The organism is uncultured Amphritea sp., from assembly GCF_937127095.1.
In the GTDB taxonomy this organism is placed as follows: domain Bacteria; phylum Pseudomonadota; class Gammaproteobacteria; order Pseudomonadales; family Balneatricaceae; genus Amphritea.
Window position 1 is genome coordinate 58,605 of record NZ_CAKZLP010000077.1, and the last position, 11,894, is coordinate 70,498.

Annotated in this window: 11 protein-coding genes; 8 read left to right on the forward strand and 3 right to left on the reverse strand. The window is 49.0% G+C overall.

Going from position 1 to position 11,894, the window contains the following annotated elements; all coding sequences use genetic code 11:
• Window positions 1-131: 131 nt before the first annotated feature.
• The 3 genes from Q0499_RS19635 to Q0499_RS19645 all read left to right on the forward strand — a co-directional run bounded on the left by Q0499_RS19635 (window position 132) and on the right by Q0499_RS19645 (window position 3,626).
• A complete protein-coding gene (locus tag Q0499_RS19635) occupies window positions 132-1,073 on the forward strand; it encodes a LysR family transcriptional regulator (RefSeq protein ID WP_299203236.1) in 942 nt (313 codons plus the stop codon).
• Window positions 1,074-1,362: 289 nt separating this feature from the next.
• Window positions 1,363-2,820 (forward strand): ATP-binding protein, encoded by a 1,458-nt coding sequence (locus Q0499_RS19640; protein WP_299203238.1) that lies wholly within the window; start codon window positions 1,363-1,365, stop codon window positions 2,818-2,820.
• A 29-nt stretch (window positions 2,821-2,849) separates the two neighbouring features.
• On the forward strand, window positions 2,850-3,626 hold the full coding sequence (locus Q0499_RS19645) for a DUF3465 domain-containing protein (protein WP_299203241.1): 777 nt from the start codon (window positions 2,850-2,852) through the stop codon (window positions 3,624-3,626).
• 360 nt (window positions 3,627-3,986) lie between these two features.
• Here Q0499_RS19645 and Q0499_RS19650 read toward each other — a convergent pair whose 3' ends face one another.
• The gene (locus Q0499_RS19650; RefSeq protein WP_299203244.1) at window positions 3,987-5,027 is read right to left on the reverse strand and encodes a hypothetical protein; all 1,041 of its coding nucleotides are present in this window, start codon (window positions 5,025-5,027) and stop codon (window positions 3,987-3,989) included.
• A 414-nt stretch (window positions 5,028-5,441) separates the two neighbouring features.
• Between Q0499_RS19650 and Q0499_RS19655 the strand changes: the two genes are divergently transcribed.
• From Q0499_RS19655 to Q0499_RS19665, 3 genes are all read left to right on the forward strand, one after another.
• Complete coding sequence (locus Q0499_RS19655; protein WP_299203246.1) at window positions 5,442-7,085, forward strand: fatty acid--CoA ligase; 1,644 nt, start codon at window positions 5,442-5,444, stop codon at window positions 7,083-7,085.
• Between the two features lie 159 nt (window positions 7,086-7,244).
• Window positions 7,245-8,555: a sulfite oxidase gene (locus Q0499_RS19660; RefSeq protein ID WP_299203249.1), complete on the forward strand. Its 1,311-nt coding sequence runs from the start codon at window positions 7,245-7,247 to the stop codon at window positions 8,553-8,555.
• Between the two features lie 11 nt (window positions 8,556-8,566).
• The gene (locus Q0499_RS19665) at window positions 8,567-9,205 is read left to right on the forward strand and encodes a c-type cytochrome (RefSeq protein ID WP_299203252.1); all 639 of its coding nucleotides are present in this window, start codon (window positions 8,567-8,569) and stop codon (window positions 9,203-9,205) included.
• Window positions 9,206-9,221: 16 nt separating this feature from the next.
• On the opposite strand, the gene Q0499_RS19670 is transcribed toward Q0499_RS19665, so the two are convergent.
• Window positions 9,222-9,704: a DUF1294 domain-containing protein gene (locus Q0499_RS19670; protein WP_299203255.1), complete on the reverse strand. Its 483-nt coding sequence runs from the start codon at window positions 9,702-9,704 to the stop codon at window positions 9,222-9,224.
• 214 nt (window positions 9,705-9,918) lie between these two features.
• On the opposite strand from Q0499_RS19670, the gene Q0499_RS19675 reads away from it, so the two are divergent.
• Together Q0499_RS19675 and Q0499_RS19680 are read left to right on the forward strand one after the other, a co-directional pair.
• Entirely contained in the window at window positions 9,919-10,344 is a 426-nt protein-coding gene (locus tag Q0499_RS19675; protein ID WP_299203257.1) for a hypothetical protein, read from the forward strand.
• Window positions 10,334-10,915 (forward strand): AAA family ATPase, encoded by a 582-nt coding sequence (locus Q0499_RS19680; protein WP_299203260.1) that lies wholly within the window; start codon window positions 10,334-10,336, stop codon window positions 10,913-10,915. Before Q0499_RS19675 ends, Q0499_RS19680 begins: the two co-directional genes overlap by 11 nt.
• A gap of 33 nt (window positions 10,916-10,948) precedes the next feature.
• On the opposite strand, the gene Q0499_RS19685 is transcribed toward Q0499_RS19680, so the two are convergent.
• Window positions 10,949-11,755 carry an ion transporter gene (locus Q0499_RS19685; RefSeq protein ID WP_299203263.1) on the reverse strand — a complete coding sequence of 269 codons (807 nt, stop codon included), beginning with the start codon at window positions 11,753-11,755 and terminating at the stop codon, window positions 10,949-10,951.
• Between the last annotated feature and the right edge of the window lie 139 nt (window positions 11,756-11,894).

Below are 11,894 nucleotides of genomic sequence, written 5' to 3' on the forward strand. Positions count from 1 at the left end.
TCCTCTGCCTCCGGCTTACTGCCGTAAGTGTGTAAACAGATCCTAGTCGCTATCTATGATAAGTAGAAATTGATATTTTTTAGTTTATCTATAAGGTATCACTTATAGATAAACACAGTGAGATCGGTTTAGTGCCACTTTCAATTCAAAAAATCATCGGCCGCCTGACATTCCGGCAGCTACAGGTGTTTAAAGCGGTCTACGAACTGCAAAGCTACAGTAAGGCCGGAGAGCTCCTGGGATTGACCCAGCCAGCGGTCAGCAGTCAGATTCGCCAGCTGGAACAGGCGCTGGATCAGCCATTATTCGAGTATGTTGGCAGACGATTGTTCTGTACGGCAGCGGGAGAGCGGCTGGCAGAGAGCATCGATAAAGTGTTTATTGAACTGTCTGAGTTACAGACCGATCTGGCTGCCCTGCAGGGCAATGTCGCAGGGGAATTAAGGCTAGTTGCCGTGAATACAGCGCAATATATGGTGCCTTATCTGCTACGGGCTTTTCTCGATCTGCATCCGCAGATCAGTGTGCGGGTGAAGGTGGTCAACCGGGCGACGGCGCTGGAGCGGCTGAATGAGAACAATGATGACCTGGTGATCATGGGCATGGTGCCAACCGATAAACCATTGGTGTCGCTGCCATTTCTAGATAATGAACTGGTGCCGGTTGTACCCCAAGAGCACCCGTTACTGCTGCAAGCAAATATCACGCCCCAGGCCTTTCTCGACAGCCTGTTACTGGCTAGAGAGCCGGGCTCGGGTAGTCGTCTGGCACTGGAGCAGCATTGCCAGCAACACCGCCTGCGTTTCTCCCCGAGTATGGAGATCGGCTCCAATGATGCGGTCAAGCATGCAGTAATTGCGGGGCTCGGGGTGGCGGTGCTGCCAAAGCTGAGTATTTTGTCTGAGCTGGAGCTGGGACGGTTGATAATCCCGACGATAGAGGGGTTTCCACTGCGTCGAAGCTTTTGTGTTGTGCATCCGCTGGCAAAACATCCGACTCCAGCGATGCAGGCGTTTCTCGATTACATTCAACAAAATCTTAAACAGTTTGAGCGGATGTTTTTGGGCCGTTAAACCCGCTTCCCGGTTCTTTATACGCAAAACCGTCAGCTCTCTGCACGGATCAGAGTCTTTATCGAATGGTTGGTCAGATGCTTTGAAACCGCTGAAAAAAGCGGATAATGGGCTGCGCTGAGAACACTTGTGTAAAAATAACGAAATCGACGCCAAATCCTATAGAATAGGCGAGATCAGGATCCGGGATCAGGCGATACAGGATAAATAGATCGTATCTATCGTCTGCCCTGTAAATATTATCATGACCGGATTTCCTCTTGGTCATCAGGATTAGTTAATTACATATATGATTAAACAAGCATTATTTGTACTTGCTCTGTGCCTGCAGAGCCCATGGGCTACTGCAGCTGTCGATTGGTTTAAAGATGAAAATGGCAAAACCAAGTGGCAACATCTGGCCAATTTCAGCAGCGGTACGCTGATCATTATACTGACGATAACAGCAATCTATCTGTTGATTTACAGTCGCCGTGCGCACAAAGCTAACCGTGAGCTGACCATCATTAAAAGTGAACTGGAACAACGCGTCCAGGAGCGTACCGCAGCAGTTGAAGAATCAAACCACAAGCTGCTGGAAAGTAACCATTTGCTGGAATCTGAAGTCGCACAACACGTTATCACCGCAAATCAGCTGCGCTCATCCGAGTCCTATATCAAGGATATCCTGACATCGATGCCACTGATGCTGGTGGGTCTGGACAAAGAGGGCCGGGTAACCCAGTGGAATCGGCGGGTGGAGGAGCTGTCGGGTGTCTCTGCAGAAAAAGCGCTGGGCAAAACCCTGTGGGAAGCCTATCCCACCATGACCGTAGTGCCGGAACATATTCAGCAGGCGATTGAGCAGAACAAAACCATCCATCTGAAACAGAGTCTGCGCAGCTTGTCCCATTTTGATATCACCATCTACCCCCTCAATGGCCCGGAGCCCGGCGTTGTTATTCTGGTTGATGATGTCTCCAAGGAAACCACCGCGGAAAACCTGCTGATCCACAATGATAAGATGTCATTTATGGGCGAACTGGCATCGTCAATGGCCCATGATATTAATATCCCGTTACAGGCTATTCTGATGGACCTGAAACGGTTTAAAAGTATCATGGCGGATAACCATCTGGCGCTGGAGCAGGGTGGTAACGATAAGACCGCACTACTGGAATCCATATACAGTGATATGTCGGATAAAGGCGATCAGGTTTCCAAGATTATTCATAACCTGCTGACCTTTGCCCGCAACCGTCATTCAGAAAAGCAGCTGGCGGATATCGTCGATGTCATGGAACATACGGTCAACCTGGGCAAAGAGGTTATTACGGTGTCCGACGGGTTGATGTTTAAACAGGTTAAGTTGGTGTGGCAGGTAGAGAAAGACCTGCCTCAGGTTCCCTGCTATATCACTGAACTACAGCAAGTCTTCCTCAGTCTGTTTCGTCATGCCTGTCTTGCACTGCAGAAAAAAGTCGGCGCAGATGAATTTGAACCCACCATAAAGATAATTCTTTCAGAGAGTTACGACAATATGTGGATTAAGATTCAACACAACGGCATTGGTCTGACCAGCGAAGAACAGATGCGGCTGTTTGAGCCGTATTTCAGCAACAGCGAGCAAGCTGACAGTTTTGATACAGGTGAACATCTGTCGTTCTCTTACTACATTATTACTGAGCAGCATCAGGGGCATATGGCAGTCACCTCCGATCCGGCTGTCGGCTCAACGTTTCATATGCAGATCCCCATTACCCGGTAATCTACTGACGCTTGAGGCAGGGATGTATTATGCAGCAGCACACCGGCACACTAAAAGCCTGGAAGGATGATAAAGGGTTTGGTTTTATCAAACCCTCAGATGGTGGCAAGGATCTGTTTGTTCACATACAGGATTTTGGCAATATTCCCCGAAAGCCCCGTGTTGGCGATACTATTCACTACCAGCCGATAAAAGATCGTGAAGGGCGGTTACGTGCCGCCGATGTGCAGATAGCGGGAGTCTCACGAAGCAGATCAGGCTCCCAGAAGTCGTCTCAGTCTCAGAAACCTCTCCAAACTTCGAGACATCAGACGTCAAATAACAGTGGCAGATCTAAGCAACTGTCGCTGGTTGTTTCAGCTATTATCTTCGTAATGATAGGGGCGATCGTTTATAACGGATTACCAGGGGGTTCGCCTCCAGTCCCAGCCCAGAATGGTTCAGCTGAGCATAGCGTTGCAGGGTTTCAAAACGATGACCAACGTATCCTGCAGGCGTACCGGAACCAACAGAGCAATCTACAGGTCAGTGGCACTGGCGAAGTGGTCAAACTCTTACCGGACGATCTGGAAGGTAGCCGTCATCAGCGCTTTATTCTGCAATTGTCGTCGGGCATCACTATTCTCATCGCTCATAATATCGATCTGGCGCCACGCCTGAACTCATTGAGAACAGGGGACAGTGTCAGCTTTAATGGCGAGTATGAGTGGAATAATAAAGGCGGTGTGGTTCACTGGACTCATCGGGACCCGAGAGGCCTCCATCAGCACGGCTGGCTTGAACACCGGGCAAAGCGATACCAGTAGGGGGTAAACCTGTGGCTATCAATCGTCGTAACTAAGAGGATAAGAACTGAGACGTAAGCGTCCGACAGCAGTAAAAGAGGCAGGCGTTTTGTTTGATAATAACCGTTGGTACGAGAGGAGAAAAAAAGGCAAGGGAGTTGTAGCATCCGTACTACGCCCCCTTAATCAGCAATCCATTTCCATGTAACCGTTGCATCCTGCATTCCTTCTGGCTACGTCGCTGAATTCCGCAATCAAATCCCTGATCACCCTGAACACGTTGGGCATATTAAAGTCTGTGCCGCGTCATGTATCTAGGACAAAGTCCTATTTTTTGTAATTATTATCAATAAGTTAAGAACGTTGATCTGAGTCAATAACTCAGTGCAGCATAACCGGAGCAAAGGAGAATACATTCTCACTGGCAGGGTCAACGGTCATCTCAATCCAGCTATTATCTTCTGCACCAAACACCTGAACGCGGGTGAAATTGGGGGTTAGCTGGCCGTTAGGGTTGTACATCGGCTTATCCATTTTGAAAAAGTGGGAATCACCGTTAATCAGCACAACCTGTCCATCATAGCTTTGCGTTTCGCTGATCAGCATTTTGAAGAAATCTGTAAAGCCGTTGTTCTCATCCAGATTCTTCATGAAGTCATCTTTATAGCCACCGTCAGAAAGCTCAAAAGGGAAGAAGATATCTGCCTGAATAATGATCGCTACACCGGCCAGCTTCTCTTGTTTCGCTTTAGCAAAAGACTGCTTCAGCCACTCGATGTTTTTCGCGTTACGCGCTTTATACTCTTCGCTCGCTGCTGCACAGTCCTCTGCAGTACGCTTCGACTTTTTAGTACACTGTTTTTCAGTGACGACCAGGTTGTTGTTACTTCCGGTCACCGCTAGCGCAACAAACTCAACATTGCTGGCAACAAAACGGCTGTTCTCGCTATAGGCTTCGCCCAGTGCGCCCTGACGTTCAACCGCAATTGGGTTTTTACCCTGTGTGGTGGCTTTGTTGAAGAAGGTTTTATGCAGGAATTCAAGCCGTTCAAGCGGGTTGTAGGCACCATTGTTAGTACGGTGACAATCGGTCCACTCATTATCACCGGGAGTGTAGAGTGTCGGGGCATTCAGGCGGTTATAAACGCTGATAATGTCTTCGCCGATAGCCTTATCGCTACATTCGCTGCTACCGTTTTTAGTGTCACCGGCATACATCGTAAAGTTCAACTTGTGGGCATTCATCGACTCGATGGTCTGACTGGCCCGCTGAGCTTTTTCGGCAGCATCTTTGCTATAAAACTGGTCGCCCCAAAGGCCGACTTTCAATGTTTCAGCACGATCTTGTGCCATCGCGAGAGGTGCATTTGCAGCCAGCAACAAGCAAGATCCGGATGCGGCTAACAGGAGTTTTTTCCACATAATACTTAAATCTCAGAAGTTCAGTTTAAAAGCCCACTTAGCTAGCAGCTACCCATATAGGCCCTTCATTAAGCCTTTTGCAGGCGAGCAAGAATCCTAATGAATGCCGGTGACAGCGCTGTGACGCATTTGTGACAGATATCTGAATACCCTGAACGCAAGGCTCCTGAGCCTGTTTTGCCGAAAGTCTGAACTTGCCTGTTCACTGACTATACTCTATCTTCAAAGAACCTATAAACAGGGCTTATAAAAACAGTTATAAATGTCTATCAATCAGAACCTTAGGAAGCATCATAAGGTTGCGTCACGGAGCGAGAAAGGTTCGGATCTTTGACGATGATGATGACGTAAAATGCAAAGCCTGCAATGGAGTCATGCGTCAGAAGGACGTATTTTTTAACCCAAGGAACAACAATGAAAACAAAAATAATTGAACCTGCTGTTAATGCCTACCAATACCCACTGTTAATCAAAAACCTGTTGCTATCGGGCAAGCGATATCAGCCTGAGCAGGAGATCGTCTACAGCGATCTGTTCCGCTATAACTATCGCACCCTCTATCAGCGCATCTGCAAACTGGCGAACGTTTTAACAAATGCCGGAGTGGAAGCGGGAGACACCGTGGCGTTAATGGATTGGGACAGCCATCGCTACCTGGAAGCCTACTTCGCCGTGCCGATGATTGGCGCTATTCTGCACCATGTCAATGTGCGTCTTAGCCCTGATCAGATCCATTACACCATGGACCATGCAGACGATAAGCTAGTGCTGGTTCATGATGATTTTGTCGCCATTGCCGAGCAATTATCCGCAGAGCTACCCAAAGTCAGTGGTTATATTCAGCTATCCGACGAAAAACAGCCGGTAACAACATCCCTGAACACTTTTGGTGAATATGAAGCGTTACTGCAAGACGCCAGCGACCAGTATGAATTCCCTGATTTCGATGAAAACTCAGTCGCGACACTGTTTTACACCACCGGTACCACCGGTAATCCCAAAGGGGTGTACTTCTCTCATCGCCAGTTGGTGTTGCATACCCTGAACGGTGCAGCGACCCTGGGACTTTATGATGGTCAGCCGATGCTGCGTTCTGATGATGTCTATATGCCGATGACACCGATGTTTCACGTGCACGCCTGGGGCGTGCCTTATATCGCGACGCTGTTGGGGGTTAAACAGGTTTATCCGGGACGTTATGAACCCAATAAACTGGTGAAGCTTTATCGTGAAGAGAAGGTCACCTTCTCACATGGAGTACCGACGGTATTACAGATGATTCTCAACTGTGAAGAGGCTAAAACCACTGATATGACTGGCTGGAAAATGGTCACTGGCGGCAGCGCCCCGACACTGGCCCTGGCACAGCAGATGGCCGAAAAAGGGATTCTCTTCCACACCGCCTATGGTATGTCCGAAACCTGCCCACTGTTAACCACAACCTATCTGCCTCCGACGGCTCGTGAGCTGGATATGATCGATCAGATGCCCCTGCGAATCAAAACGGGGATCCCTAACGCGATGGTGGATCTGCGCATCGTAGACCCTGCAGGAAACGATGTTGCCCATGATGGCGAAGCGGTGGGTGAGGTTGTGGTGCGCGCTCCCTGGCTGACCCAGGGCTATTACAAAGAGCCCGAAAAAGGGGCTGAACTCTGGCAAAACGGCTGGTTGCATACCGGTGATGTGGCGTCAATGGATCAGGATAACGTACTGGAGATTAAAGACCGAATTAAAGATGTCATCAAAACCGGCGGCGAATGGATCTCATCAATTGAATTGGAAAGCCTGATCAGTCAGCACCCACAGGTAGCAGAAGTCGCGGTGGTAGGTGTTCCCGATGAAAAATGGGGCGAGCGGGCATTTGCGCTGATTGTTCCGGTCTCCGGTGCAAAGGTTGATGCAGCATCGGTTCAGGCCCATCTAATGCAGTTTGTTGAGAGTGGTCGAATCAATAAATGGGCTATACCTGAAAAAGTCAGTTTCGTCACAGAGATACCGAAAACCAGTGTTGGTAAACTCAATAAAAAAGTGATTCGCCAGCAACACTCAGAGTAAATGAGCACGCTCTGAGGCTGATCTTTTCAGCGCTTTTTTGTCTGTCTGGTTTTTATTTCGGATGAGTTAGGTAATTGTGAAATTTTTAACTAAGCTATATTAGCTGTTATTAATATTAACAAAAACGCTCTTCTAAAATAAAAACCGGAGCAGGCAAAGATGAATGACAAAAATAAAAAAACCGTAGGCTTACACGCGTTATATGAAGATGATCCTGCCACTGCTGATCTGAAGGTATTCGGTCGTGTCGCTAATCAGGACCGACGGGGCTTTCTGCGCGGGGCAGGTCTCACCAGCATGGCCGCACTGCTGGGCGTCTCATTTATTCCCTATCACCGCAATATGCCTCAGGGCCTTATCCCTGCTGCAATGGCCGATGATACAACCCCGTTCTCTATTGAAGGGAAAGAGGGTCTGACTATTCTCAATGACCGGCCGGTTAATGCTGAGACTCCGGCTCATCTGCTGGACGATGCAATCACACCCACCAACCGTCATTTCATTCGTAACAACGGGGTCCCTCCGGTCGACGTGGATGCAGATAGCTGGCAGCTAACGATCGATGGCCTGGTTGATAAGCCGTTAACGCTGTCGATTAAAGATCTGCAGGATATGTTTGAGGTAGTTACCCGACCGGTGGTGGTCGAGTGCGGTGGTAATGGCCGTGCAGCATTCAACCCACCTGCTAGTGGAAATCAGTGGACCTACGGCGCGGTTGCCTGCGCCGAATGGACCGGAGTGCGTTTGGCCGATGTACTTAAGGCTGCTGGCGTCAAGCCTGGTGCTGTCTATACCGCCCACCACAGTGCCGATAAACACCTTTCTGGCAAAGAGGATAAAGAGGCGATCTCCCGTGGTGTTCCCATCGAAAAAGCGATGGACCCCAATAACCTGATCGCCTTTGCCATGAATGGTAAACCGATTCACCCGATGAATGGTGCGCCACTGCGGCTGATCGTTCCCGGATGGCCCGGTTCCTGCTCGCAGAAATGGCTGCAGCGCATCAATATTCGTGATCAGGTTCACGATGGCGCCAAAATGACGGGTACCGCTTACCGGGTACCAAAGCACCCTGTTGCGGCGGGAGAGAAGGTCGATAAAAAAGATTTTGTCATCATTGAGCGGATGCCGGTTAAATCCCTGATTACCTATCCGGCCACCGGTAGCATCATCAGTGACCGGTCGATGGAAGTTCGCGGTAATGCCTGGTCAGGCGAGCGCAAAATTACTCAGGTGGATATCTCCATCGATTTTGGCGCGACCTGGATTAAAGCAGAGCTTGGAGAGCAGCCTAACTTTGGCGCATGGCAGCGCTTCAAAGCACAGGTGAGCTTTCCGGAGTCCGGCTATTATGAGGTATGGGCAAGAGCGACCGATGAGATGGGTGTCAGTCAGCCATTTGGCATTGCCTGGAACCCCAAAGGCTATCTGAATAACAGTATGCATCGGGTTGCCGTCACCGTTAGCTGACAGGGCGCTATATGATCAGACGCATATCAACAGCACTGCTACTAAGCCTGCTGTCCGGGTTTATTGGGCTGCAATCAGCCGCCGCAGATCAGGCCAACCTTGCCGCAAAAGGCAAACAGTTGGTTCTGGTTTGCTCAGGTTGTCATAACTTCGCTAAAGGTGAACCTCATAAAATCGGCCCAACACTGTGGAATGTTGTAAACAGACAGGTCGGTTCCTCCGCCGGTTTTGAATACTCAGATGCGTTTAAGCAATTTGAAGGTAGTTGGACGCCAGATAACCTGAAACACTATCTGGCGTCTCCCGCCACCTTCATTCCTAATAACCATATGGCCTTTTCCGGGATCAGTGCAGAAGCCGATCGTAACGCAGTGGTTGCCTATCTGCAGACCCTGACGGCAGATGGCCCCACGGTTGGCGCGTCCAGCAGTTTTGACTATGGAGGACTCACAGAGGGCGCAGGCCGCGAAGATGTGTACTCGGTCTGCTCCCGCTGCCACTCCATTATGCTGGTTAAACAACAGGGCATGAGCCGGTCCCGCTGGACCGATATGCTGGTATGGATGGTTGAAGAGCAGGGCATGGATGAACTACCCGCCGATCAGCATGAGCGCATTGTTGATTATCTGGCAAAATATTACGGCGGATAATCGTTACAAGCAGGCATCAGGACATATAAAAGAGGATTGCATAGAAAAACACCAGGTTGAGGGCAAAAGCGCCCCATGTTTTTGCCCGAAACCCGGGTTTCACCGTTTTATGATGAAAGTGCTTCTGAGATAACAGCGCGCCGCCTGCGCCACAAAAAAATGACAGGCCGTGCAGCGCCGCTTCGGGAATGCGGCTAGCATCCTCAATGAATGATCTGCGCTTATCCAGCCAATATAAAAACGGCATAACCAGAAGATTCATCCCGATTATCTGACTGATCAGAATCCCCCGAAAATTCAGTTCGTCATATAAACTCAGTTCAGTTCCCAGGTTGGCAATAAGTATTGCTGCAATAGCTGAGAGAAGAAAGCCATTGGCCAGCCAGGTAGCAACCACACGGGTGGAGAACAAACGAATGATCAGCCAGAGGCTGATCCAGGATGCGGCTATTTGAATAGGGATAAGCTGGATGGATGTAGTAGAGAGAAAAGTGTCCATAAACATTCCTTGTCGCGTAATCACTATGCTTATCTGATGACAAATAACCGTTCTATTTCGGCTATTGATTGTTTGTTTTCACTGATGAGCCTTTTTCTGCCGGTCAGCCCTCAGGATTTTAACCCTTAGGCTGGGAATGCGAAACTCTGCTTAATTGGTATTTCTGTAGCAATCTGCTACAATTTTTTTATTAATCTATCTGGAGAAGATCACCATGGCGAAAGCACACTCTCCACTGCGCCTAGAAGCTCAGTTAGTTGAAAATGCCACGTTAGCCGGTAAGCAGCTGCATCGCTCAACCGCGGAACAGATTGAATATTGGGCGGACATAGGCCGCAGCGTTGCCAATGTCATCAGTCCCGATACGTTGCTGCAGGTGTGCGCAGGCCTTGCCCGGGTGCGTATTGAGCCGGTTATTGGACCGGCAGTTGACCCTGATGCGCTGTTTGAGGCGCTTGAGAATGATCGTACAAGTGGCCGTCTGACCGATGGTATAACCGGCGTATCGTTGCGCTATCAGGCATCAGCCAGCCATCCAGGGCTGCTGGAACAGATAAAAGCCGATGGAACGGTTTCGCTGGGGCAGTTCCTCAATGGCCAGTTTCAGATAAAAAAGGAATCAGATACAGGTGCAGCCTAAACAGCTTTGGATGCTGACAGGGGGAAACGGCGCCGGTAAAAGTACCTTTTATCGCAAGTTTCTGGAACCGCTGGGCATGCCTTTCGTCAATGCAGACATCCTGGCAAAACAACTGTTTCCGGATGACCCCGAAGGCAACAGCTATACCGCAGCTCAACTGGCGGCAAAGATGCGCGAACAGTTGTTACTGGAGGGGGCCAACTTCTGTTTCGAAACTGTTTTTTCTCACCCGTCAAAGATCGATTTCATCGCTAAAGCCAAAGCGCTGGGCTATCAGATCATTCTGGTACTGATTCATGTGCAGTCCACCTCGCTTAACCATGCACGTATCAGTCAGCGCGTAGAAGAGGGCGGTCACTTTGTACCCGAAGAAAAAGTAGAAGGCCGCATCCCCAGAACCTTAATCAATGTTCGCGCAGCCTTGCCGCTGTGTGATCAGGTGCGAATTCTGGATAACTCCAGTTATACCGATCCCTTTCGCCAGGTTGCCACCATCCGCCAGCAGGTTCTAACCCCGCATATTGATCCAATGCCTGACTGGGCGGCTGAACTGCTGGCTGACAGCAGTTAATCATCCCGCGGCAAGCCAAGCCCTAAACGACGACTACTTTACTTGTTGCTTCAGCAGTACCTTGATCTCCTCAAGTTGCTGCTGCAGATCGGCAATGGTTGGCTCATGGGCATCTATTGCTTCCTGCTTTCTAATTTTGGCATGCTCATCTTCTAAAACGTTTACCACGATGCCAATCACCATATTCAAAAACGCAAACGCGGTGAAGAATATAAAGGTCAGATAGTAGATCCAGCTGAGTTTGTAGACCTCCATCGTTTCATACATAACATCGGTCCAGTCCTCAAATGTCATCACCCGGAACAGTGTTAATAGTGAAATAGTAATATCGCCCCAAAGTACCGGATTGATATCTTCAAACAGCGTGCTACCGATCGCCGCATAGATATAAAAGATTATAAACATCAACAGGATAACATAGCCTAGTTGAGGCATCGCTTTAATCAGCGAGTTCAACAGTAAGCGCAGTTCGGGTATCACTGAGATCATCCGTAACACCCGGAAAACCCTTACCAGGCGCGCCACCAGCGCCATATCGGTGTTATCAATCGGAATCAGGCTAACAGTCACAATCAGAGTGTCAAAAATGTTCCAGGGGTTCTTAAAAAAGTCCTTTTTATGTTCCTCTCCCAGAAAGCGAATCGAAATCTCCAACAAAAAGAAAACCGTGATAAACCAGTCCATCCAGATAACAAGAGAGGAGGCTAAAGGGGACAGTTCATAGGTTTTGGCACCGACCAGCAACGCCGAACTGATAATGATCGCAACAACAAATAACTCAAAGACCTTGTTGCTACGAAGGGTGGTGAATTGTGACTGAAGCCGGGCAAAATCTATCATGCTCTAACGATTCCATAATGACCCATTACCGATGCATGGGTGAACGGGTAGAAAGGTAACTGAAGGCGTTATCGAAAGCGACATTTTAAATAGAGAAGTTAAGAAATTGAACGGTTTTGCGCAGTTCGATAGCAATTAA

What these genes read in the sequence shown, in the direction of transcription:
- Q0499_RS19675 (WP_299203257.1), top strand. Translation starts at nt 9,919, where the DNA reads ATGGCGAAAGCACACTCTCCACTGCGCCTAGAAGCTCAGTTAGTTGAA.
- Q0499_RS19665 (WP_299203252.1), top strand. Translation starts at nt 8,567, where the DNA reads ATGATCAGACGCATATCAACAGCACTGCTACTAAGCCTGCTGTCCGGG.
- Q0499_RS19655 (WP_299203246.1), top strand. Translation starts at nt 5,442, where the DNA reads ATGAAAACAAAAATAATTGAACCTGCTGTTAATGCCTACCAATACCCA.
- Q0499_RS19685 (WP_299203263.1), bottom strand. Translation starts at nt 11,755, where the DNA reads ATGATAGATTTTGCCCGGCTTCAGTCACAATTCACCACCCTTCGTAGC.
- Q0499_RS19640 (WP_299203238.1), top strand. Translation starts at nt 1,363, where the DNA reads ATGATTAAACAAGCATTATTTGTACTTGCTCTGTGCCTGCAGAGCCCA.
- Q0499_RS19645 (WP_299203241.1), top strand. Translation starts at nt 2,850, where the DNA reads ATGCAGCAGCACACCGGCACACTAAAAGCCTGGAAGGATGATAAAGGG.
- Q0499_RS19650 (WP_299203244.1), bottom strand. Translation starts at nt 5,027, where the DNA reads ATGTGGAAAAAACTCCTGTTAGCCGCATCCGGATCTTGCTTGTTGCTG.
- Q0499_RS19660 (WP_299203249.1), top strand. Translation starts at nt 7,245, where the DNA reads ATGAATGACAAAAATAAAAAAACCGTAGGCTTACACGCGTTATATGAA.
- Q0499_RS19670 (WP_299203255.1), bottom strand. Translation starts at nt 9,704, where the DNA reads ATGGACACTTTTCTCTCTACTACATCCATCCAGCTTATCCCTATTCAA.